This window comes from Actinoplanes sp. NBRC 101535, assembly GCF_030269225.1.
GTDB classification, from domain to species: Bacteria; Actinomycetota; Actinomycetes; order Mycobacteriales; family Micromonosporaceae; genus Actinoplanes; species Actinoplanes rectilineatus.
In genome coordinates, this window is sequence record NZ_BSSY01000002.1 from 158,724 (window position 1) to 180,445 (window position 21,722).

Sequence of the window (21,722 nt, forward strand, 5' to 3'; positions counted from 1 at the left end):
CGCGTCGATGAAGAGGGGTCGTCCCTCTCCCGTGGTACCTCGCCCGGGTGCACTTCTCCGCGGCGTTTTGGCTGGATATGCCGCTGGCTGCGGGCTCGCGGAGTGTCCGGCGCAGTGCCCGGTTTGCTGTTTCTGCCATATCCGGCCGACACGCACGGTATCGCCGCCGAACTCCCAACGCTGATGTGATGACGCCATGATTGCGTCATATGGTGGCGGAGTGCTGTTTCCGGTGCCTGCCCTGTCCGGCAAGGACGAGGCCGTCCTCACCGGCATCGAGCAGATGCGCCGGGACCTGCGCCACGTGTTGCAGTCCCGCCCCGCGAAATGGGCTCTCGGCCTGCGCAAGTTCCTGACCGCCGACGCCGTGGCCGCGTCCAACGCGATCGAGGGTTTCCGGGTCTCGACCATCGACGTCCAGGACCTGATCGACGGCGAGAAGGACGTCGAGGTCTCCGATGAGAACCGCGAAGAGACCCTCGCCTACCAGCGGATGATGACCTATGTCCAGACGCTGCACGACGTCACCGATTTCGCGTACAGCAAAGGACTGGTCAATGCGCGTACGCCGATGACGCTGAGCATGCCCTACCCCGATGCAGTAGGTTGACGCCGTGGCCGGTCTGCCAGGAGTACTCGGGGAACCCATCCGGTTCGTGCTGAACTGGGGGCGCCGCTACTCCCTCTGGGTGTTCAATTTCGGGCTGGCCTGCTGCGCGATCGAGTTCATCGCGTCCAGCATGAGCCGGCACGACTTCATGCGCCTGGGGGTCATCCCGTTTGCGCACGGCCCGCGCCAGGCCGACCTCATGGTGGTGTCCGGCACGGTCACCGACAAGATGGCGCCGGCGATCAAGCGGCTCTACGACCAGATGCCCGAGCCGAAGTACGTGATCTCGTTCGGTTCCTGTTCGAACAGCGGCGGACCCTACTGGGATTCGTATTCGGTCACCAAGGGCGTCGACCAGATCATCCCGGTGGATGTGTACGTGCCCGGCTGCCCGCCGCGGCCGGAGGCGCTGCTGCACGGCATCCTGCGCCTGCAGGAGAAGATCGCCGCCGAGCAGTCCGGCCCCGGTGGGGTGCACCGGCCGGACCCGCTGGCGGCCCGCGACGTCGCGTCGCTGACCGCCCCGATCGTGGCCCCACCCGGCGCCTAGACACGTTTCGCAGTCAGGGTCTGCCTCCGTGGTGATTTCGGGCGCTCAGCACGCCCGAAGTCACCACACCCACAACAGTGTGGTGATTTGGGGCGTCCAGCGCGCCCGTATTCACCACACCACCAGGGGTGTGGTGATTTGGGGCGTCCAGCGCGCCCATAATCAACACACCGCCACGGGTGTGGTGAATACGGGCGTCCAGCGCGCCCGAAATCACCACGCGGACGGGCTTCGCGCCCTGACCACGAAACATGTCTAGCGTCCGGCGGCGTCTTCCAGGATCTCCCGGGCGCCCTGCCGGAGCAGTGCCGCCGCCACCGACGTGCCCAGCACCAGCGGGTCGGTCGCCCACTCGTGGGCGTCGAGCACCGTCTTGCCGTCGAGGCTGATCACCCGGGCGCGCAGGCTGATCCGCCCGTCCGGCTCGGTCCGGGCGTACCCCGCGATCGGCGAATGGCAGTTGCCTTGCAGGATGTGCAACATGGTGCGTTCCGCCTCGGTCTCCCGGGCGGTGTTCCGGTCGCCGAGCAGCGTCGCCGTCTCCAGGGCCGCCTCGTCGTCCTGCCGGCACTGCAGCACCAGCGTGCCCGAGCCGACCGCCGGCACGAAGGTGTCCACGTCGATCGGCTGGGTGATCCGCTCCGGCAGGCCGATCCGGTGCAGCCCGGACACCGCCAGCAGCAGGGCGTCGTAGTCGCCCGCGTCGAGTTTCGCCAGGCGGGAGTTGGCGTTCCCGCGGATCGGCACCGGGGTCAGGTGCGGCCAGTGCAACGCCAGCTGCGCCATTCTGCGTACGGCCGAAGTCCCGATCCGTGCCCCGGCGGGAAGGTCCTCGATCCGCCGGCCGGCCGGGTCGACCAGGCAGTCCCGCACGTCGTCGCGGGTCAGGTAGGCGGCGAGCACGGTGCCGGCCGGAGCCGGCCGATCGCCGGGCACGTCCTTGACGCAGTGCACGGCCAGGTCGACCCGGCCGTCCAGCAGCGCCTGGTCCACCTCTTTGGTGAAGGCGCCCTTGCCGCCGAGGTCGGCGAGTGAGCCCTGCCAGCGGTCGCCGCTGGTGGACAGGGGCAGCACCTCGACCTCGATCTCGGGCCGCCGTTCGGCGAGCATCCGGCGGACCCGGTCGACCTGGGCGAGAGCCATGGGGGAGGAGCGCGTCCCGATACGCACCCGGCGTGCAACGGACATAGGCGAAAGGGTAGTCCTTCCCCGAGGGGGCCACATTCCGACGGTGTGCTCTCATACCTTCTCGATCATGAGCGCCGCGACGCTGGTGTTGCGGGCGGTGCCGTCCGGCCGCAGGAAGGTGCTGAGGCCGTCGGTGACGTCGTAGGTGACCGTGACTGGTCTACCGCCGGTCACCGTGCAGGGGATGGTAGCGACGTCGTCGGATTCGCCCTCCTGCGGTTCGCCGTCCTCCAGGGGCGCGTCACCCGCCTGGAGGACGGCGCTGCCGAACCCGAGGCAGATCATGGTGATCCGGTAGGTGCCGGGTTCGAGGCTGGAGTCCGCCGTCCCGGGGTTGGATCCGAGCAGGTACATCTCGCGGGACCGCTGCTTCTCGCCGAGGGGCAGCGCGTCCTCGGCGGCCTGTGTCCACCGGGTCACGTCCTCGGCGGTCATCTCCAGGCGGTAACCGACGGCGGCCTGGCGGGGCCCGGCGACGTGCGGGACGATCCGGACGGCCAGTTCGCCGTTCGGTTCCGGCACGGTGACCGGGATGGTCATCGGCGTACCGGAGTCGGTGCAGGGGACCGTGGTGACGATGGGGTCGGCGTCGACCGACACCTCCATCGCGCCGATGCCGGGGCAGCTGACCGTCAGGTCGTACGTCCCGCCGAGCGTCTTTCGGGTCGCCTCGACCGGGGTGCCGTCGGTGAGGTCGGTCCAGATCCGGTCGGTCTCGTAGTTCAGTGCGTTCTCCACCGCGTCGGTGAGGGCGGTCGTCGTGTAGACCGGCGGCCGGGACGGGGCGGGGGTGTCGGCGGCCGGTGCCGCCCCGGTCGGCGGGCGGACCACCGCCACCAGCGCGGCCATGCCGAGGACCGCGGCCGCGGCCGCCGAGGTGATCGCGGCGCGGCGCAGCCGGGCCGCCCGGCGCAGCGGCGCGGTACCCGGCGGCTGGACCGCGGGCAGCGCTTCGGACCGGAAGTCGGCGAGCATCTGGTCGATCCGGTCGCTCATCGGGTGCCTCCGGTGCTGTCGTGGACGTCGAAGTGGGCGGCGAGCGCGGTCCGCCCGCGGTGCAGCCAGGACTTCACGGTTCCGGCGGCGACGCCTTCCCGTTGGGCGATCTCGGCCACGCTCATGTCGGCCAGGTGGTGCAGCACGACCGCGCGGCGGTGCGATTCGGGCAGTGTGCCGAGCGCGGCGACCAGGGCCACCCGGTCCGGGGCCGGCCCGTCGCTGTGCGTCTCGGCCGCCCGCTGCCGCCGCAGGAAGCTGAGCGCGGTCCGGGCCCGTCGCCACCGGCTGACCGCCAGGTTCCAGGCGACCTTGCGGATCCAGGCGACCGGATCGTCGTATTCGGCGATGCCACCCCACCGGACCAGCGCTCGGTAGAACGCCTCCTGCGCGATGTCCTGGGCCTCCTGCCGGTCCCCGAAGTACGCGTAGAGCTGCACGGCGAGGTCCGCGTAGTGGGCCGCGTACACCTCGTCGAAGGACGGTGGCGGTTCCCGGCGCACGACGATCCGTGCCTCCGCTCCGGTGCTGGCTGTGGCTGTCACGGCCATTACACGCCCGCCCCGCCCGGCCGGTTGCGGTAATCAGTCGATCAATTTCAGGTCGGTCGGTAGCCGACCACACCGACCGCCTGGCCGTACGCGTCCGCCTCCGGGGCGAGCCGTAGTGCCAGTGCGGTGGCCCCGGCCGGATAGGTGACGGTCACCGTCACCGGTTTCGGGGCGGGGGAGCACGTCACCCGGGTCTGCCCGAGGACCGTTTCCGTGTTGTCCGCGCCTGTCGCCACCACGGTGAACGTCGCGCTGCCGGTGCCGGCACACGCCGCCGTGGCCTGATAGGCCGCGCCCGTCAGGCGCTGTTCGATCGCCGGCGTCGTGTCGCCCAGGACGAACGCGGGTGTGGTGAGGCCGCCGACCACCCCGCCGGCCAGCTTGCCGAGCCGGTCCTGATCAGCCGTGGAGAGCGCCGTCGTGTACGCGAACGCGGCACTCTCCGCGGCCACGTCGTCCGGCACGACCTCGGTGGTGAGCGTCCCGAGGTCCCCGCCGAGAACCACATCGATCATGGTTTCCAGGGGTTCCGCGGTGCACGGCACCACCACCCGTGACGGGTCGCCGCCCGCCGGGGTCAGGACCGCGGTGATCTCGCCGGCCCCCACGCAGGTCAGCGTCGTCCGGTAGGTGGCCCCGATCAGCTCCAGCCGGTGCTGCCAGGTGCCGTCACCCAGATCGGTGACCAGGGCGCCGAGCCGGGGTGTCGCCACGTCCAGTTTCACGGTGGCGGCGGCGATGGTGCCGTACCCCGCCCGGGGGTCCGGCGCGTCCGGTTCCGGCTCACCCGGCAGGAGCAGCAGGCCGGTTCCGCCCAGCGCCAGCAGGACCGTGCCGGCGACGGCGTTCCGGACGGCCCGGCGGCGCCGCACGATCCGGTGGACGGTGTCCACGGACGGTGGCCGCACCTCGGCGATCGTCCGGGTGCGGAGCTCGGCGAAGAGCTGGTCGATGTCGGTCACCGGGACTCCCCCTCGAACTCGGCGGCCAGCGCGGTACGCCCCCGGTGCAGCCAGGACCGGACGGTGGCGTCGGCGACCCGTTCCCGTTCGGCGATCTCGGCCACCGTGAAGTCACCCAGGTAGTGCAGGACCAGCGCCCGCCGCTGTTTCGGCGGCAGGGTGCCGAGTGCGGCGACCAGGCTGACCCGGTCCGGTCCGGGGCCGTCGGTCCGCGGCTCCTCCAGGCGTTGCCGGCGGACGAATCCGAGCGCGGTCCGGGCCCGTCGCCACCGGCTGACCGCCAGGTTCCAGGCGACCTTGCGGACCCAGGCGACCGGGTCCTCGTAGGTCGAGACGGTCCGCCAGCGGGCCAGTGCCCGGCAGAACGCCTCCTGGACGACGTCCTGGGCCTCCTGCCGGTCCCCGAAGTACGCGTAGAACTGCACGATCAGGCCGGCGTAGTGCGCGGCGTAGAGCTCGTCGAAGGACGGCGGATCGTCCCGCGTGGCACGCGGCTGATCCGATCGAGAGTCGGCGATGGAAGTCATCGACGCGGATACGTCCCCACCCGGCGGAAGGTTACAGGTCCCGCTCGGATCATAGGATGTGACGCATGACGCCCGAAGAGGTCGGTGAGCGGCTGGTCGTTCTGCTGGCGACCGAGGACGCCGGGACCGGCGAGGTCGTCGCCTCGGTGTCCGGTGGCGGCCCGGGGCACGCGCGTGCCGTGGTCGACGTGCCGGCCGCCCGATGGTGGTTCGCCGCCGAGGCGGCCCGCGACGCCGGTGCGCTGGGTTGCGACTTCTTCGACTGGTTGTCGGCCGTCGACGAACTGGACGGCGGCTTCTCGGTGATCGCCCACCTGTGGTCCACCCGCCGGCGGCACGGCCTGCTGCTGCGGGCCCGGGTGCCCCGCGCCGAGCCGGTGATCGAGTCCCTGGTGGACCTCTATCCGGGCGCCGACTGGCACGAGCGTGAGACGCACGAGATGTTCGGCATCGGGTTCGCCCGGCATCCCGGGCTGCGGCCGTTGCTGCTGCCCCCGGAGTTCGAGGGTCACCCGCTGCGCAAGGAGTTCGTGCTGGCGTCCCGGGTCGCGAAACCGTGGCCGGGCGCGAAGGAGCCGGGCGAGGCGGAGGGCGGCGCGGCCAAGCGCGCGCCGATGCGCCCGCCGGGTGTCCCCGACCCGAACGAGTGGGGCCCGATGAAGGGCAAGGTGCCCGCACCGGAGGCGCCGGCTCGCGCGGCCCGTCCGGCCCGTCCGGCCCGTCCGCCGCGTCGTGCCGAGGACGGGACCGACTGATGCCGCTCTGGCTGGACCTGCTGATCAGGATCGCCGCCGTGATGGCCGGTTTCCTGGTGCTGCCGCTGGTCATCGGGCAGGCCGAGCACAAGGTCATGGCGCATATGCAGGGCCGGGTCGGTCCGATGTACGCCGGCGCCTTCCACGGCTGGGCGCAACTCGTCGCCGACGGCGTGAAGTTCGTGCAGAAGGAGGACATCACTCCGCGCGATGCTGATCGCACGATCTTCCGGCTGGCACCGATCGTCGCCCTGTTCCCGTACCTGATAGTCATCCTGACCATCCCGATCGGCCCGGGCCTGGTCGCCCAGCCGTTGGACATCGGCCTGTTCCTGGTCCTGGCGGTGCTGGGCATCGGGGTGGTCGCGGTGCTGATGTCGGCGTGGGCGTCGGCCAACAAGTACAGCCTGCTGGGCGGGGTCCGCGGCGCCGCGCAGATGCTCGGTTACGAGCTGCCCCTGGTGCTCGCGGCCGCGAGCGTCGCGATGGCGGCCGGCACGCTCAGCCTGCCCGGTATCGTCGAGGCGTGGCGCCCGTGGTGGCTGATCTGGCAGGCCCCGGCCGCGGTGGTCTTCTTCGTCGCCGGTCTGGCCGAGATCCGCCGTCCCCCGTTCGACATGCCGATCGCCGACTCCGAGCTGGTCTTCGGTTACATGACCGAGTACACCGGCCTGCGTTTCGCGTTCTTCCTGCTCGCCGAGTACGTCGGCATCGTCGTCATCGCGGCCCTGACCACGGTCCTGTTCCTGGGCGGCTGGCACGGTCCGTTCGAGGATCACCTGGGCTGGCTCTGGACCCTGCTGAAGATCTTCGCCCTGTCCTTCGTGATCATCTGGTTCCGTGTGACGTATCCCCGCCTGCGCGAGGACCAGCTGCAACGCCTCTGCTGGCTGATCCTGGTCCCGGTCGCCCTGGCCCAGCTCGTCCTCACCGTCGCCGTGAAGACCCTCACATGATCAGATGTGACGAGGGGTCAGCCGCGCGATGGAGATCTCGATGGGCCAGGGCTCATCGAGCGTGATCGTGTCGGTGAAGCTGCCTGTCGGCTTATAGATCTTCTCGTCAAAGTCGATCTTGTGGGTGTGCACGGTCAGGCCGTTCTTGACCTCGATCATCCAGTAGAACGGAATTCCGGCCTTCGCGTAGAGGGCGGGTTTCATCACCCGGTCCATGCTCTGTGACCGTGGCGAGATGATCTCGACCGCCAGAACGACCTCGTCCGCCATGAACTTCGCATTGCGGCTGGCTGCCAGATCGGTGGTAGCGAGGACATCGGGTATGAAGACCCGTTGCGGCGAAAGGATCACGTCGTTCGCTTGGCTGACGTGGTAGTGATCCGGACAGTTCTCCTCCAGGAAAACCATCAGCCGACCGGCGATGACCTGGTGACTCGGTGCAGGGGAGGGGGACACGTGCAGGACTCCATCGAGTAGCTCGCGACGCACGCCGTCTTCCGGGAAGGAGTCGAGATCCTCGACCGTCCAGCCGTCCGCCGGTGGGACATCGCTCATGGCAGCGGTCATCGGGGCCTCCAGGCGGGATCGCTCAACCCGTTCGCTCACCGTACCGGAAGATCCACCGGGGGTGAGGTCGCGTCACTCGGGCGAGAGGGGCAGGATATCTCCTTGTGAGTGATGAAGGCGACCGCATCGCGCCCGGCAAAGGCCTGCTCGACGGGCTTGCCGTCACGCTCAAGACGATGACACGGCGCTCCACGACGCAGCAGTACCCGGATGTCGAACCGGATTTGCCGCCCCGCTCCCGGGGCGTGATCGCGCTGCTCGAGGAGAACTGCACGGTCTGCATGCTCTGCGCCCGCGAGTGTCCGGACTGGTGCATCTACATCGACTCGCACAAGGAGGAGGTCGTCGTCCCGGGCGCCGCGCGCGCCCGCCAGCGCAACGTGCTGGACAAGTTCGACATCGACTACTCCCTCTGCATGTACTGCGGGATCTGCATCGAGGTCTGCCCGTTCGACGCGCTGCACTGGACGCCCGAGTTCGAATACGCCGAGACCGACGTGCTGTCCCTGCTGCACGACAAGGACCGGCTGGGCGAGTGGATGCGCACCGTTCCTCCGCCGCCCGCGCACGACGTGCTCGGTGAGCCGAGCAAGGAGGAGGCCACCGCGGCACGCAAGGCCGCGGGCCCGGGCGCGGCCACTGCCGCCAAGACCGCAAGACCTTCCGCTGTACGAGCTACCGCTCCCACAACCGCACCCCGAGCCGTCCCACCCTCGCGCGCCACGGGGACCGCCCCCCAGCGCTCCGTGCAGGAACCCCGGTCAACGGAGCCGGATCCCGAGAACCCGAACCCGGAGCCCGGCCGGTGACCGTCGCGGACGTGCTGCTGCTGGCCCTCGGCGTGGTGGCCGTCGGCTCGGGCGCGCTCGTCGTCACCTCCAGCCACCTGGTGCGGTCCGGGTTCTACCTGGTCGTCAGCCTGGGCGCCCTCGCCGGCCTCTACCTGGTCCTCGGCGCCGAGTTGGTCGCCTGGGTGCAGATCCTGGTCTACATCGGCGCGGTCGTCGTGCTGCTGCTGTTCGCGGTGATGCTGACCCGCGCCCCGATCGGCCCGTCCGCCAATCTGGACCGCCCGGCTCTGCCCGCCGCGCTGGTCGGCGCCGGTGCCGGACTGGGCCTGTCCGCGCTGTTCGCCGACGCCTTCCGCTGGGTGCGCTATCCGGCGCCCGATCCGGCCACCGCCGAGCGGATGGGCGAGGAGATCTTCGGCGCCTGGGTGCTGCCGTTCGAGGTGCTGTCGATCCTGCTGTTGTCCGCCCTGGTCGGCGCGATCATCCTGTCCCGCCCCGACCTCGGCGCAAGAAGAAGCACGGGCAGCACGGGCAGCACGGAAAACGCGAACGGGGTGGACGCCTGATGCACGTCGTCATCCCCTACGTCGTGGGTGCTCTGCTGTTCGGCCTGGGTGTCTACGGCGTTCTGCGCCGCCGGAACGCGATCCTGGTCCTGATGGCGGTCGAGCTGATGCTGAACGCGGTGAACCTGATCCTGGTCACCGCGGACGTCTCGGTGCGCTCGGCGTTGTCCGGCGTGCTCGTCGAGTCGTGGGCCGCCCCGGCAGCCCAGGGCGTGGCCGGCCCGACCGGTGGCGTCTTCGCCCTGTTCGTGATCGTGCTGGCCGCCGCCGAGGTGGGCGTCGGACTCGCGATCGTCCTGCAGTTCTACCGCATGCGGCAGGCAGTGATCACCGACGAGGTGCGGCTGGACGCTGACGCGGACGAGGAACGGGTGGCCGGGTGAGCGTGGATGTCGCGGGACCCCTGCTTCCGCTCGTACTCCTGATCATGGGTTTGATCGGTCTCCTGCTGCCGCCGGGCGACGGGGAGGGACCACGCAGGAGGATCGCCGCGATCCTCGGTGTCGCGGGGGCGGCCGGGGCGTTGCTGCTCGCGATCCGGCTGGCCTTCGATCCTCAGGTCCCGCCCGAGGAATCCTTCTGGGTTCCCGACGACTTCGGCATCCTGACCGTCACTTTCGGCACGATGGTCGACGCCGGGGCGGCCTACCTGGCGATCGCCGTCTGCCTGGTCGCTCTGCTGGTGCAGATCTACTCGGTCGGTTACCTGCACGACGACGCGCGGTACGCCCCCTACGCCGCCCAGATCAGCGTCTTCACCGCCGCGATGCTGGTGGTGGTCGCGACCGACGACCTGATCTGGATGCTGATCGGCTGGGAGGTGATGGGCGCCTGCTCCTACCTGCTGATCGGTCACGACCGCCGGCTGCCGGAGGCGCCCGCCGCCGCGGTGAAGGCCTTCCTGGTCACCCGGGTGGGTGACGTCGGGTTCCTGCTGGGCATCGCGATCCTGATCGCCGGGGCGGGCACCTCGTGGCTGCCGGGCGTGCTGACCACCGACTACTCACCGGGCACCCTGACCGCCGCGCTGCTGCTGATCCTGGCCGGGGTGGCCGGCAAGAGCGCCCAGTTCCCGCTGCACACCTGGCTGCCGGACGCGATGGCCGGACCGACGCCGATCTCCGCCCTGATCCACGCGGCCACCATGGTCGCGGCCGGAGTGTGGGCGGTCTTCCGGCTCTACCCGCTCTTCGAACAGTCCCCGGTCGCGCTGGCCGTGCTCGCCGTGTCGGCCGCGGTCACCATCCTGCTCGGCGCGCTCGCCGCCACCGCCCAGGACGACCTGAAACGCGTGCTGGCCTGGTCGACGGTGAGCCAGATCGGCTACATGACCGGCGCGCTGGCCGTCGGTTCGCCCGCCGCGGCCCTGTTCCACCTGCTCACCCACGCCGCGTTCAAGGCGCTGCTGTTCCTGGCCGCCGGGGCGGTGATCCACGCGGTCGGCACCAACCTGCTGTCCCGGATGGGTGGCCTGCGCGAACACATGCCGGTCACTTTCACCGCGTTCGTGATCGGCCTCGGCGCGCTGGCCGGCCTGCCGCCGCTGTCGGGTTTCTGGTCCAAGGAGAACGTGCTGACCGCGGCCGCCCACGCCACCGAGGGCGGTGGGCCGGCGCCGGTCTGGGCCGGCTGGCTGGTCTGGGTGGCCGCGCTGCTCGCCGTCGGGATCACCGCCTGGTATGCGACCCGGCTGCTGCTGCGGGCCTTCCTCGGCACGAACCGTGGGCACGGGACGGAATGGGCTGTCGGTTTCGGTGACGCCCACTACGCGGGCGCCGACGTCCCGCACGACCCGCCGGCCACGATGCGGTGGCCGCTGATCGTGCTGTCCGTCCCGGCCGCGCTGCTCGGCCTGGCCGCGTTCGCCCCCGGCTTCCGGACCGCCCTGGAACTGGAGGATCCGCACCTGGGGGTGGCCGTCGCCCTGCCGATGCTGCTGCTCGTCACCGGCGCCGGCACCGCATGGTGGCTCTGGTGGGCGGCACCCGGCGTCGACCCGGCGCGCGCCCTGGGCCGGTTCCGTCCGCTGTTCGCCGCCGGGTTCCGCCTCGACGACGTCCAGCACCGGCTGGTCGTGGTGCCGGTGAGAGCGCTGGCCCGCCTGGTGACCGCCGGTGACGTCCGGGTGGTCGACGCCGCGGTCCACGGCACCGGCACGCTGACCAGCCGGCTCGGTGGCCTGCTCGCCCTGGCACACCGGGTGGGCCTGCCCGCCGCGGTGCTCGCGGTCTGCGCGGGCGCCCTCGTCCTCGGGTTCGTCGCGTGGTGGGGAGCCCTGATCTGATGTACCGCGATTACCTCGACCCGGACTGGTCGGCCGCGCAGGTGCTGCTGGTCGCGCTCCTCGTCGTCCCGGCGCTGGGCGCGATCGTCACCGCCGTGCTGCCGAGTGCCCGCGACCGGCAGGCCCGGGTCGTCGCCACCGTCTTCGCCGGCCTGACGTTCCTGCTGACACTGGTCGTCCCGGTCATGCGGCCGACTGATTTCGGGTGGTTCGCGTACACGCCACTCGACGATCGTCCACCCGCGCTGATCCCGTGGACGGACGTGCACGTGCCGTGGGTGCCGGCACTCGGACTCGACTTCCACCTCGGTGTGGACGGTGTCTCCTATCCGCTGGTGGCGCTCACCGGGCTGCTGACGGTGCTCTGTTGCGCGTACACGGTCAAGAATGTCCCGGAGGGCGGCAGCGGACGTGCCCTGGCCGCGCTGCTCCTGGTCCTCGAGGTGGGGGTGCTGGGCACCTTCCTGGCGCTGGACCTGCTGCTGTTCTTCGTGTTCTTCGAGGTCGTCCTCCTGCCGATGTACGCCGTGATCGCCGGCTGGGGCGGCCCGGAACGCCGCCGGGCGGCCCGCAAGTTCGTGCTGTACACCCTGGCCGGCTCGGTGCTGCTGCTGCTCGGCGTGGTCACCGTGCTCGCCGCCGCGGGCACCGGTGACCTGGTCGCCCTGACCGGCCAGAACACCCTCGGCCGGGGCACGCAGGCGCTCGCCTTCACCCTGCTGCTGATCGCGTTCGCGGTGAAGGCCCCGCTCTGGCCGCTGCACACCTGGCTGCCGGACGCCCACACCGAGGCGCCCACGGTCGGCTCGGTGATCCTGGCCGGCGTGCTGCTGAAGATGGGCACCTACGGCCTGATCCGGGTCGGTCTCGGCGTCGCCCCGGACGCGGCCCACGCCGCCGGCCCGGTCCTCGGCCTGCTCGCCGTGATCGCGATCGTCGCCGGCGCGCTGATCTGCCTGCGCCAGCACGAGCTGAAACGGCTGATCGCCTACTCCAGTGTCGGTCACATGGGTTTCGTGCTGCTCGGCATCGCCACCTTCACCACCATCGGCCTGGAGGCGGCCCTGATCGGCAACGTGGCGCACGGCCTCATCACCGGCCTGCTGTTCTTCCTGGTCGGCACGATCAAGGAGCGCTCGGGTACGGGTTCGATCAACCAGCTGGGCGGCCTGCGGGAGAGCTCACCCCGGCTGGCCGGCCTGCTCGGCTTCGCGGCGATCGCCTCGCTGGGCCTGCCCGGCCTGGCCGGCTTCTGGGGCGAGGCGTTCGCGGTCGTCGCCGCGGTCCGCGTCGGCGGCGTGTTCTGGACCTCCCTGGCGGTGGTGGCCGCGATCGGCGGCGCCCTGACCGCCGCCTACTTCCTGCGCCTGCTCCGCCAGGTCACGCACGGCCCGGCGACTCCGGAGGTACGCGCCATGCGCCCCACGATCGCCGGTCTGGAATGGTTCGCCTGGGCGCCGCTGGTGCTGTTGACACTGGCGGTGGGCCTGCTGCCGGCGCTGGTGCTGTCCGACGTGTCGCTGCCGCTCGAGGGCCTGTTGACGGGAGGCCGTCCGTGAGCAGTCAGACCGTCGGTCACCTGGCCCTCCTGCCGCTGTACGCCGCCGCCGGCACCGCCGTCCTGGCCCTGCTGGCCGACCTGTTCACCGGCCGCCGGGTCGTGACGGTCGGCGCCACCCTGCTCGGCACCGTGGCCGTGGCGGTGACCGCGTTCGCCACCGCCACGGCAGAACCCACCTTCTGCGTACCCGGCGGCTGCTCCTGGCTGCCCACCTGGCCCGCGGCGGTCGCCGCAGCACTGTTCGCGGCCTTGACCGCTGCCGTCCTGGTCTTCTCGACACCGGCCCTGCGCCTCGGCGTCGCCCCCGCAGGCGAGTTCTGTTTCCTGCTGGCCTGCTCGATGACCGGCGGCGTGGTGGTCGGCTACGCCGGCGACCTGATCACCCTGATCGTCGGCCTGGAAACCCTGACCCTTCCCCTGTACGTGCTGGTAGGCCTGCGCCGCTTCGCCCCCGGCGAACGCGTAACGACCGCCCCGGCCGCGGCATCGCTGACGTTCTTCCTGGTCAGCGTGGTCTCCACCGCGGTGGCCCTGCTCGGCGCGGCCCTGCACTACGCCGCCACCAGCTCGATCCACCTGACCGCCCCGTTCCCGGCGGCCCCACCGTTCGCCGCCCTGGCCGGCGTCGGCGCCGCCCTCCTGGTGATCGGCCTCGCCTTCAAGGTGGCCGCGGTCCCCCTGCACGCCTGGGCCCCGACGGTCTACGACGGCGCCCCGATCCCGGTCGCGGCATACCTGTCCACGGCGTCAAAACTGGGCGGCGTCCTGGCCCTGGCCGCCGTGGTCGCCCGCCTGGACACCGGCGCGGTGGTGGCGGTCCTGGCCGTACTCACGATGACCATCGGCAATCTGGTGGCCCTCCGGCAGTCCCGGATGGTCCGCCTGCTGGCCTGGTCGTCGGTCGCGCAGGCCGGCTACATCCTGGCAGCGTTGGCCCTGGGCTCCGCAGGGGTGGCCGCGGCCCTGGCGTACGCCGTCTTCTTCGTCATCCTGGAACTGCTCGCCTTCGGCGTGCTGTCGGCCCTCCGCCTACCCGGAGACGACGGCGGAACCCTGGACGACTACCGCGGCGCCGGCCGTCGCAGCCCGTGGCTGGGCGCCACGATGGTGCTGGCCCTGGCAGGGTTGGCAGGCCTACCCCCGGGCCTGGCCGGCCTGTTCGCCAAGCTGACCGTGGTCGAAACCCTGGTCGCTGCGAACTGGACGTGGCTGGCGGCGGTGGTGGTGGTCAACGCGGTGGTGGCGCTGGCCTACTACGTGCGGGTGGGCACCGTGCTCTACACGCTGCCGCCCCGGGTGGGCCTCTCGGCGGCAGACCCGGTCCTGCTGGACGCCGCCACCCATCCGCACGTTCCGGTCCCGTTCCCGGTCCGCCTGACGTTGGCGCTGACGGTGGTGGCCGCGGTGGCCCTGGGGTTCGCCCCGCAGGCCCTCTTCAACGCCCTCCTCTGACCCCGCCCGCATCCATCGAGATCGTTTTCGCCCGATAAAGTCGGCCTGAGCCTGGACGAAGCCGCGGAGGTGATCGGACGTGCCTGACCTGAAGGCGATCGACCTCATCTACAGCCACGAAGGCCAGTACGGCTGGACCGTGCGGAGCCCTCAGGTGCCCGGACTGACCGGCGGACGAGAGACCGACCTCGACCTGGATGCCGACGTGCCGTCGATGCCCCGCGCCGAGCATGAGCCATCAGCGCCTCTCCCGCCGCCTGGCGAACGCGCTGGATGACGGCGTCTCGACGGCCGGCACTACGTCGAGGAGACCGTCGCGAACACCGGCGCGAGTCTGACCTCCGAGTTCCCGTTCCGATTCGCACTCGACACGCGCTCTCTCGTCCGTCGCTGACCGCTCCGCCCCTACTGCGATACAGCTAGTAGGTGCTGGTCGGCGCCGGGTCGTGGCGCTGATTCGCGAAGGCGGGCAGCACCAGCAGGGCCCAGAACCCGATGGTGATGTTCGCCGGCACGGGGAACCAGTGGTAGTCGGCCGGCCCGGTGCGGATCACGGCCGTACCCGCGAAGAGCAGGAACGGGGGCAGTAGGCCCTCCACCGGGAGGAGTTCGAACGTGCGCCGGTGGTGTCGGCGCAGCAGGAGCTGCTCCTCGGTCATGCGGTCCCCCCAGCGGCGAAATGTCGGTCGAGGCTGGATCGGCCGACCGGGCAGGACGAACCGTTGTGACGGGCTGCACACAGCGAACTCACAACGCGTAATCGGATGAAATGCGGAGGTGGGAGCTGTTCTCCAAGTACGAACCCAAGCGTTCGAAGGAGTGACAGTGCACAGCCAACACAACGGTCTCAAGACGGCAGCTCTGCTGGGTCTGCTCACGAGCCTGATCCTGGCCGTGGGTTACTGGCTGGGCGGCGGCACGGGTCTGGTGCTCGCCGTGGTCGTCTCGCTGGTGACCAACGCCGTCAGCTACTTCTTCTCCGACCGGATCGCGCTGCGGTCCATGGGCGCGCAGCCGGTCAGCGAGGCCGAGTTCCCCGAGTTGTACGCGATGGTGCGGGAACTCTCCCGAGACGCCGGCCAGCCGATGCCGAGGCTTTACGTCTCGCCGTCGATGCAGCCCAACGCGTTCGCGACCGGCCGTGACCCGGAGCACGCCGCAGTGGCCGTCACGGTCGGGATCACCCGGGTCCTCAGCCTGCGCGAGCTTCGCGGGGTGATCGGTCACGAGTTGTCGCACGTCTACAACCGGGACATTCTGATCTCCAGTGTGGCGGCGGGGCTGGCCGGCATCGTGACCATGCTGGCGCAGCTGGCGATCTTCCTGCCGTTCGGTTCCGCGGACGACGAGGACGGGCCGAACCCGGCTTCGCTGCTTCTCATGATGATTCTGGGACCGCTGGCGGCGACGATCATCCAGTTCGCGATCAGCCGGAACCGGGAGTTCCAGGCGGACGCCTCCGGCGCCACGCTGACCCGCGATCCGCTTGCGCTCGCCAGTGCCTTGGAGAAGATTCATCTCGGTACGCAACGCGCACCGCTCCCGGCCGACGGCACCCTGACGAGCAGCGCCCACCTGATGATCGCCAACCCGTTCCGGGGTGGGGGTATGGCCTCCCTCTTCGCCACGCACCCGCCGATGCAGGAGCGGATCCGCCGGCTCCACGAGCAGGCCGCACTCACCGGAAGCCGTCGGTAGCAAGGGGTAGTGAGCAGCGCGACACCAGGACTATTTCAGCTGTGTAAATATCCGGCCGAAGCTAGCCTCGGGTGACGTCCCGCCTCACTTCTGCTCCTTCCGGAGGTCCGCCCGTGACCGCGTTGCGTCAGTACCTCGGCGTGTGGCGGCTCCCGGGCGGACCGACCCTGCTGGTGGCCGGCATCTCGGCCCGGCTCGGCCTGGGCATGACGGCGCTGGCCCTGCTCATGCTGGTCGAACAGGTCACCGGCCGGTACGCCGTCGCCGGTCTGGCCGGTGGGGTCTACGCGCTGTCCGGCGCCGCGCTGAGCCCGATCGCGGGGCGCCTCGCCGACCGGATCGGTGCGGCGCCCATCCTGCTGGCGACCGCGGTCGTCCACCCGCTCGCCCTGGTCGCCGTCATCCTGGCCGCGCACCACCGCGGCGGATCCGTCGGCTTGATCTTCGTGGCGACGGCGGTGGCCGGTGCCACGTACCCACCCTTGACCGCGGCGATCCGCCGGGCCTGGACCGACATGACGTCGGCCGGCAGTGGGCACCTCGAACTGCGGTCCGCCGCGATGGCCGCCGAGACGTCCCTGTTCGAGCTGGTGTTCGTGCTCGGGCCGATCCTGGTCGGGGTGCTCATGGCGTCGGACGGCGGCCCGGAGGCGGCACTGATCTGCTCGGCGGTGGCCACGCTGGCGGGCACTGCGTGGATCGTGCGGCTGCCGGTGATGCGGCGGCACGGCGCGACCGCGGCGGAACACGCCACGAGGGGGCTCGGGCCGTTGCGGGTCAGCGGGTTCCCGGTACTGCTGGTCTGCATCGCAGCCCTGGGCAACGCGTTCGGCGCGGCCGGTGTGGTGGTGACCGCCTGGGCGTCGGAGCACGGCGGCGGCGAGTCGCTGGCCGGGGTCCTGCTCGGCGTCTGGGGGCTGGGCAGTGCGGTCGGCGGCATCTGGTTCGGCACCCGCCGTCCGGCGATGGCGCTGACCCGCCAGTTCGCCTGGCTGCTGGCCGGGGTGGGCGTGAGTTTCCTGGTGCTGCCGTTCATGCCGGGCCCGGTCTGGCTGGGTGCGGCGCTGGTGGTCGGGGGCGCCACCATCGCGCCGGCGCTGACCGTGGAGAACAACCTGGTCAGCCGGATCGCCCCGGCCGGGATGCTGAACGAGGCGTACACCTGGCTGGTCACCGTCTCGGTGGCGGGCAGTGCGGCCGGCGGCGCGGTCGTCGGGCTGATCGTGGACCAGCCGGGTGGGCTGGTCTGGGCGTTCGTCTACCCGGCGGCGGGTCTGCTGATCGCGGCGGCGGTGGCGGCTCTTCCGGAGAACACACTGGCCCGTGCCGACCGGAACGCCGGCGTCCAGCCGTCCACGGCGTTGGCCGTCGATCCCGCCTGAGGGGGTCGCGCCCGGGCCGGCGGGGAGACGGGACTCTCACGGAGGCGTACCCCGCAAAAGGTCTGTTTGGATTTGCACTGAGTGCAAGTCGAGCTACGGTCGAGACGTGCGGCAGAGCAGACTCGACAACTGGCGGACGGCACGCGACACCGCCCTGCGACTGATGGGTGAGCGCGGCTTCGACGCGGTGTCGGTCGACGACATCGCCGCCGAAGCGGGGATCTCCCGGCGCACGTTCTTCAACTACTTCGACGCCAAAGAGTCGGTCCTTTTCGACCCGGACCCTGACGAACCGCGGCTCTGGGCCGAACTCACCACGGCACGACCGTCCGGCGAACCGATCCGGACCGCGCTGCGCGAACTGATCCTGGGATACACCGCGGCCACCGCCGACCGGATGGCCCGGCAACGGCGCGTCCTGCGCGCCTCCCCGGAACTGGACGGCTGCTGCTCCCGGGAGGTCGCCGACCGGTTCTGGGACGCGGTACGCGCCTGGGCCGCAACCCGGCAGCCGATCGACGACCTGCACCTCGACCTACTGGTCAACACCGCCCGCACGGTGCTGAACACGGTCTGCCCCCGATGGGACCCGGACACCGGCGTCGAAGGCCTGCACCACCTGATCCGGGAGGGCTTCGACCTCCTGTACTCACCAGAACGGATTGCCTCATGAGCGCATCCCACCGCGTTCCCCTGTCCGTGCTCGACCTCGCGACGGTCCGCGAAGGCCACGGCAGCGCCGACGCCCTGCGCGGCACCATCGAGATCGCCAAGGCCGCCGACGACCTCGGCTACTCCCGGTTCTGGGTCGCCGAACACCACAACATGCCGGCCGTCGCCTCCACCTCGCCGCCGGTCCTGCTCGGCGCGGTCGGCGCGCACACCTCCCGGATCCGGATCGGCTCCGGCGGCGTGATGCTGCCCAACCACATGCCGTTCGTGGTCGCCGAACAGTTCTCCCTGCTGGCCGGGCTCTACCCGGACCGGATCGACCTGGGCATCGGCCGCGCGCCGGGCACCGACCAGGCCACCGCGATGGCGTTACGGGGCGTCTCGCCGTACCTGACGGTGGAGAAGTTCCCGGAACACCTGCAGACCCTGATGTCGATGCTGTCGCCGACCCCGCCCCGGCTGCGGCCAACACCGGTGCAGGAGAGCTACCCGGAGATCTGGATCCTCGGCTCGTCCACCTACGGCGCGCAGCTCGCCGCAAGACTGGGCCTGCCGTTCTGTTACGCATATCACTTCGCGATGAGTTCCGACGTGGACAGTGCCGCACGGCTCTACCTCGACGGCTTCCAGCCCTCCGCGCAGTTCCCGGAACCACACCTGATGGTCAGCGCGTCGGTGATGGCCGCCGAGACCACCGAAGAGGCGCAGTACCTCGCCGGCCCGAGCCGGATCATGGCGCTGAGCCTGCGGACCGGGCGCCTCGGCCCGATCATCTCGCCGGAAGAGGCCGCCAAGCGCGAACTGTCCGACATGGATCAGGCGGTCCTCGCGTCCCTGCCCGGCACCCAGTTCGCCGGGACCGCCGACGAAGTGGTCGCCGCCCTCGACCAGCTGGTCGAACGGACCGGTGCGGCGGAACTGATGCTGGCCGGAACCGTCTACGACCCGGCCACCCGTACCGACAGCCTGGCCCGGATCGCCAAAGCCTGGGGGCTGTAGAAATCGGATGCGGGTCCCTCTCGGGGACGGGAGGATGACCTGAGCCTTTCGGGGCCGACCCGAGCTGAGGGGGAAACGCGTCATGAGCAGCGGAGTCATCCTGTCCCTGAACATGGGCGGCGCCGAACCCAACCCCGCCAAGAACGTGCCGGCGACGGGCATCGGCAAACGCCCGGTGACCCACCCGGTGACGGTGCGCCCGCCCGGCCCGAAAACGACAGGTCTGCACAGCGGGCTGATCGGTGACTACATCGGCGACGTGGATCATCATGGCGGGGACGATCAGGCGATTTATGCGTACGCGGTGGAGGACTACGCGTGGTGGTCGGCAACCTTGGGGCGGGACCTTCCGCACGGGCTCTTCGGGGAGAACCTGACGACCGAGGGCGTGGACCTGCTGGGCGCGGTCATCGGGGAGCGCTGGGCGGTCGGCCCTGAGGTCGTGCTGCAGGTGACGTTCGGACGGATTCCGTGCGCGACGTTCCAGCACCGGATGGGCGAGCCGCGTTGGATCAAGCGGTTCGCGGAGGCCAACCGGACCGGGGCCTATCTCCGCATCGTGGAGAGTGGGGCGATCCGGGTCGGTGACCGGATCGAGGTACGGCCGCGGCCGGCCCATGGGGTGACGGTGACCGAGGCGTTCGAGATCTACATGCATGACGCGTCACGGCTGGGTCGGCTGCTGGACGCGGACGAGTTGCCGGCCGGCCTGCGCGACGACGTCGAGAGGCGGCTGTCGCGGTCGGCGTAGGACCCCGCCGTTCCCTCTATGCTCGCCGACATGAGTGAGCCGTTCCCTGAACGCCACCTCGTGGTCGGCGCGGGCGGTCTTCGTGCTGGAGGCCGGCGAGGAGTTGACCCGCCTGGCGGCCGACCTGGCCCACCACTTCCGCGAGCCCGAACGGGGTGAGAAATGAAGAAAGCCCCTCACCGTGGTGAGGGGCTTTCCTGCCTGCCTGTGGCGGGTAGAGGATTCGAACCTCTGTAGCTTTCGCGACGGATTTACAGTCCGCTCCCATTGGCCGCTCGGGCAACCCGCCTGGGCATCCACCGCGGTTTCCCGCAGCAGCGGACATAAGAATAGCCGCACCGCCACCCGCCTTCGCAACCGGGTACGGTCGGCATGTCGCGGGCCGGAACCGGCCCGGGCGACGACATCGACACGAACCCAGTCGCAGGAGTTTGATCATGGCAGCCAGCCCGTCGTTCGACATCGTCAGCAAGGTCGACCGGCAGGAGGTCGACAACGCTTTCAATCAGGCGGAGAAGGAGCTCGGCACCCGGTTCGACTTCCGGGGCACCAACACCACGCTCGCCAAGTCGGGGGAGGCGTTCACCATCACCTCGGAGACCGAGGAGCGGGCCACGGCCGCGCTCGACGTCTTCAAGGAGAAGCTGGTGAAGCGGAACATCTCGCTGAAGTCGCTGGACGCCGGTGAGCCGCGGCAGTCCGGCAAGACGTACAAGATCGATCTGAAGGTCGTCGAGGGCATCGAGACGGACAAGGCCAAGGCGATCAGCAAGAAGATCCGGGACGAGGGTCCCAAGGGTGTGCAGGCGCAGATCCAGGGTGACCAGCTGCGGGTGACCGGCAAGAAGCGGGACGACCTGCAGGCGGTCATCGCACTGCTCAAGCAGGAGGACTTCGGCGTCGCGCTGCAGTTCGACAACTACCGCTGAGTGGTGGATCACGGTCCGGGGCGCGGGAAGGGGATGAACCGTGGGCCCGGGCCGAGGAGACTGAGCCGATGGCGCCCGCGGTGTTCGGCGGCCTCATCGGCCTCGCTCTTGCCGCGTTGGGCGCCCGGATGCTGCTCGGCGGCCGGGTGCCGGCGCTGATCACGCGGGCGTTCGCCACCTCCTGGGAGGGCGGCTGCTATCACCTGCTGATGGGCGTCGCCGTGATGATCCTGATGGTGGGCGCCCTGCTCCCGGCCGGGCAGTCCCGGACCAGTCTGGCGCTGCTCGCGATCGTCCTGGTGATGGTCGCCCTCGTCAGGTTCCGCCCGCACCGCTGAAGACCCGCGAAGGGTTCCGCCGTGGATCTGGCTGATGCGGTTCTCTCGTTCGCGTGCTCGGTGCGCTTCTGACGATCACGCCGGGTCTGGACACCGCGCTGGTGCTCCGTGCGGCGGTCACCATGGGCCGCGGTCCGGCTTTCGCGATCGCTCTCCGGTCGCTGACTTCACGGAGAGCGATCCCTGCATGCGGGGAGCGTCACGATTTCGCGACTCGCCGTGACGTCGGCGTGGTGTCGGCTCTGCCGTTCGATCTGGCGTGAGTGTCACTCACTTATCCCTTAAATCGGACGCAAAGCTGTCAATTGTGAGGGTATGGAACGACACCCTTACTCAACCGTTCGGCCAGGATTTGACGGTACCTCGTGGCGACCCGCCGGTGGACACTCCCCGTCGCACAACCGGTGTGGCACCATCATGGAACCCCCCAACCGATGCGACTCCCCCCACGAGGAGCCAACTATGTCTGCAAGGAAGATGGCCCGCTTCACCGCGGGCCTCGTTTTCCTGCTGGCCGCGGTGTTCGGCGGCGCTGCCGCTGCGCAAGCAGCCACTTATGAAACGGGCGAACCCACTACGACGGTCTACACCAACGGCGAAACGGGCTGGGGCTGACAGATAGCGCCACCCTATGCAC

Annotated in this window: 27 protein-coding genes and 1 tRNA gene; 20 read left to right on the forward strand and 8 right to left on the reverse strand. The window is 70.3% G+C overall.

Annotated elements, in window-relative coordinates:
* Nucleotides 1-220: 220 nt before the first annotated feature.
* Together QSK32_RS05645 and QSK32_RS05650 are read left to right on the forward strand one after the other, a co-directional pair.
* Nucleotides 221-610 (forward strand): hypothetical protein, encoded by a 390-nt coding sequence (locus tag QSK32_RS05645; protein WP_052720879.1) that lies wholly within the window; start codon nt 221-223, stop codon nt 608-610.
* Between the two features lie 4 nt (nt 611-614).
* Nucleotides 615-1,160, forward strand: coding sequence for an NADH-quinone oxidoreductase subunit B (locus tag QSK32_RS05650; RefSeq protein WP_211275475.1), 546 nt, complete (start codon nt 615-617; stop codon nt 1,158-1,160).
* A 255-nt stretch (nt 1,161-1,415) separates the two neighbouring features.
* Here the strand turns inward: QSK32_RS05650 and hemC are convergent, their stop codons facing one another.
* The 5 genes from hemC to QSK32_RS05675 are packed head-to-tail and all read right to left on the reverse strand — an operon-like array spanning nt 1,416 to nt 5,384.
* Nucleotides 1,416-2,348, reverse strand: a complete 933-nt coding sequence (hemC, locus tag QSK32_RS05655; protein WP_045744994.1) for a hydroxymethylbilane synthase — start codon at nt 2,346-2,348, stop codon at nt 1,416-1,418.
* A gap of 51 nt (nt 2,349-2,399) precedes the next feature.
* Nucleotides 2,400-3,344 (reverse strand): hypothetical protein, encoded by a 945-nt coding sequence (locus QSK32_RS05660; protein ID WP_045744995.1) that lies wholly within the window; start codon nt 3,342-3,344, stop codon nt 2,400-2,402.
* The gene (locus QSK32_RS05665; protein ID WP_045744996.1) at nt 3,341-3,895 is read right to left on the reverse strand and encodes an RNA polymerase sigma factor; all 555 of its coding nucleotides are present in this window, start codon (nt 3,893-3,895) and stop codon (nt 3,341-3,343) included. The genes QSK32_RS05660 and QSK32_RS05665 overlap by 4 nt, the downstream gene beginning before the upstream one ends.
* A gap of 47 nt (nt 3,896-3,942) precedes the next feature.
* On the reverse strand, nt 3,943-4,857 hold the full coding sequence (locus QSK32_RS05670) for a hypothetical protein (protein WP_285471386.1): 915 nt from the start codon (nt 4,855-4,857) through the stop codon (nt 3,943-3,945).
* On the reverse strand, nt 4,854-5,384 hold the full coding sequence (locus QSK32_RS05675) for an RNA polymerase sigma factor (RefSeq protein WP_045744998.1): 531 nt from the start codon (nt 5,382-5,384) through the stop codon (nt 4,854-4,856). The genes QSK32_RS05670 and QSK32_RS05675 overlap by 4 nt, the downstream gene beginning before the upstream one ends.
* Nucleotides 5,385-5,449: 65 nt before the next feature.
* Here QSK32_RS05675 and QSK32_RS05680 point away from each other — a divergent pair, with 65 nt between their 5' ends.
* Both QSK32_RS05680 and nuoH read left to right on the forward strand, forming a co-directional pair.
* A complete protein-coding gene (locus QSK32_RS05680; RefSeq protein ID WP_045744999.1) occupies nt 5,450-6,139 on the forward strand; it encodes an NADH-quinone oxidoreductase subunit C in 690 nt (229 codons plus the stop codon).
* A complete protein-coding gene (nuoH, locus tag QSK32_RS05685; protein ID WP_285471387.1) occupies nt 6,139-7,095 on the forward strand; it encodes an NADH-quinone oxidoreductase subunit NuoH in 957 nt (318 codons plus the stop codon). The genes QSK32_RS05680 and nuoH overlap by 1 nt, the downstream gene beginning before the upstream one ends.
* Here the strand turns inward: nuoH and QSK32_RS05690 are convergent, their stop codons facing one another.
* Nucleotides 7,096-7,662 carry a Uma2 family endonuclease gene (locus QSK32_RS05690; protein WP_045745001.1) on the reverse strand — a complete coding sequence of 189 codons (567 nt, stop codon included), beginning with the start codon at nt 7,660-7,662 and terminating at the stop codon, nt 7,096-7,098.
* Between the two features lie 104 nt (nt 7,663-7,766).
* Here QSK32_RS05690 and QSK32_RS05695 point away from each other — a divergent pair, with 104 nt between their 5' ends.
* The 7 genes from QSK32_RS05695 to QSK32_RS05725 all read left to right on the forward strand — a co-directional run bounded on the left by QSK32_RS05695 (nt 7,767) and on the right by QSK32_RS05725 (nt 14,593).
* Entirely contained in the window at nt 7,767-8,471 is a 705-nt protein-coding gene (locus QSK32_RS05695; protein WP_285471388.1) for a NuoI/complex I 23 kDa subunit family protein, read from the forward strand.
* Nucleotides 8,468-9,019 carry an NADH-quinone oxidoreductase subunit J family protein gene (locus QSK32_RS05700; RefSeq protein WP_285471389.1) on the forward strand — a complete coding sequence of 184 codons (552 nt, stop codon included), beginning with the start codon at nt 8,468-8,470 and terminating at the stop codon, nt 9,017-9,019. Before QSK32_RS05695 ends, QSK32_RS05700 begins: the two co-directional genes overlap by 4 nt.
* Complete coding sequence (gene nuoK / locus QSK32_RS05705) at nt 9,019-9,402, forward strand: NADH-quinone oxidoreductase subunit NuoK (RefSeq protein ID WP_045745003.1); 384 nt, start codon at nt 9,019-9,021, stop codon at nt 9,400-9,402. The genes QSK32_RS05700 and nuoK overlap by 1 nt, the downstream gene beginning before the upstream one ends.
* Nucleotides 9,403-9,446: 44 nt before the next feature.
* Nucleotides 9,447-11,303, forward strand: coding sequence for an NADH-quinone oxidoreductase subunit 5 family protein (locus QSK32_RS05710; protein WP_285471636.1), 1,857 nt, complete (start codon nt 9,447-9,449; stop codon nt 11,301-11,303).
* Entirely contained in the window at nt 11,303-12,862 is a 1,560-nt protein-coding gene (locus tag QSK32_RS05715) for a complex I subunit 4 family protein (protein ID WP_285471390.1), read from the forward strand. The genes QSK32_RS05710 and QSK32_RS05715 overlap by 1 nt, the downstream gene beginning before the upstream one ends.
* A complete protein-coding gene (locus QSK32_RS05720; protein ID WP_285471391.1) occupies nt 12,859-14,316 on the forward strand; it encodes an NADH-quinone oxidoreductase subunit N in 1,458 nt (485 codons plus the stop codon). The genes QSK32_RS05715 and QSK32_RS05720 overlap by 4 nt, the downstream gene beginning before the upstream one ends.
* Nucleotides 14,317-14,395: 79 nt before the next feature.
* Nucleotides 14,396-14,593 (forward strand): hypothetical protein, encoded by a 198-nt coding sequence (locus QSK32_RS05725; protein WP_285471392.1) that lies wholly within the window; start codon nt 14,396-14,398, stop codon nt 14,591-14,593.
* A gap of 142 nt (nt 14,594-14,735) precedes the next feature.
* Here the strand turns inward: QSK32_RS05725 and QSK32_RS05730 are convergent, their stop codons facing one another.
* Complete coding sequence (locus QSK32_RS05730; RefSeq protein WP_285471393.1) at nt 14,736-14,975, reverse strand: hypothetical protein; 240 nt, start codon at nt 14,973-14,975, stop codon at nt 14,736-14,738.
* Between the two features lie 166 nt (nt 14,976-15,141).
* Between QSK32_RS05730 and htpX the strand changes: the two genes are divergently transcribed.
* The 6 genes from htpX (at nt 15,142) to QSK32_RS05760 (ending at nt 19,984) form a co-directional block, all read left to right on the forward strand.
* Nucleotides 15,142-16,014, forward strand: a complete 873-nt coding sequence (gene htpX, locus QSK32_RS05735; RefSeq protein WP_285471394.1) for a zinc metalloprotease HtpX — start codon at nt 15,142-15,144, stop codon at nt 16,012-16,014.
* Nucleotides 16,015-16,127: 113 nt separating this feature from the next.
* The gene (locus QSK32_RS05740) at nt 16,128-17,396 is read left to right on the forward strand and encodes an MFS transporter (protein ID WP_285471395.1); all 1,269 of its coding nucleotides are present in this window, start codon (nt 16,128-16,130) and stop codon (nt 17,394-17,396) included.
* A 106-nt stretch (nt 17,397-17,502) separates the two neighbouring features.
* A complete protein-coding gene (locus tag QSK32_RS05745) occupies nt 17,503-18,069 on the forward strand; it encodes a TetR family transcriptional regulator (RefSeq protein ID WP_052720858.1) in 567 nt (188 codons plus the stop codon).
* The gene (locus QSK32_RS05750) at nt 18,066-19,067 is read left to right on the forward strand and encodes an LLM class flavin-dependent oxidoreductase (RefSeq protein ID WP_285471396.1); all 1,002 of its coding nucleotides are present in this window, start codon (nt 18,066-18,068) and stop codon (nt 19,065-19,067) included. Before QSK32_RS05745 ends, QSK32_RS05750 begins: the two co-directional genes overlap by 4 nt.
* A gap of 82 nt (nt 19,068-19,149) precedes the next feature.
* Nucleotides 19,150-19,818, forward strand: coding sequence for an MOSC domain-containing protein (locus QSK32_RS05755; protein ID WP_045745012.1), 669 nt, complete (start codon nt 19,150-19,152; stop codon nt 19,816-19,818).
* Between the two features lie 34 nt (nt 19,819-19,852).
* A complete protein-coding gene (locus tag QSK32_RS05760) occupies nt 19,853-19,984 on the forward strand; it encodes a DUF6228 family protein (protein WP_285471397.1) in 132 nt (43 codons plus the stop codon).
* 42 nt (nt 19,985-20,026) lie between these two features.
* On the opposite strand, the gene QSK32_RS05765 is transcribed toward QSK32_RS05760, so the two are convergent.
* Nucleotides 20,027-20,107, reverse strand: a tRNA-Tyr gene (locus QSK32_RS05765).
* 148 nt (nt 20,108-20,255) lie between these two features.
* On the opposite strand from QSK32_RS05765, the gene QSK32_RS05770 reads away from it, so the two are divergent.
* The 3 genes from QSK32_RS05770 to QSK32_RS05780 all read left to right on the forward strand — a co-directional run bounded on the left by QSK32_RS05770 (nt 20,256) and on the right by QSK32_RS05780 (nt 21,700).
* Nucleotides 20,256-20,747, forward strand: coding sequence for a YajQ family cyclic di-GMP-binding protein (locus tag QSK32_RS05770; RefSeq protein WP_045745013.1), 492 nt, complete (start codon nt 20,256-20,258; stop codon nt 20,745-20,747).
* A gap of 68 nt (nt 20,748-20,815) precedes the next feature.
* Nucleotides 20,816-21,085 (forward strand): hypothetical protein, encoded by a 270-nt coding sequence (locus QSK32_RS05775; protein ID WP_045745014.1) that lies wholly within the window; start codon nt 20,816-20,818, stop codon nt 21,083-21,085.
* A 462-nt stretch (nt 21,086-21,547) separates the two neighbouring features.
* A complete protein-coding gene (locus tag QSK32_RS05780; RefSeq protein WP_157411251.1) occupies nt 21,548-21,700 on the forward strand; it encodes a hypothetical protein in 153 nt (50 codons plus the stop codon).
* Nucleotides 21,701-21,722 lie beyond the last annotated feature (22 nt).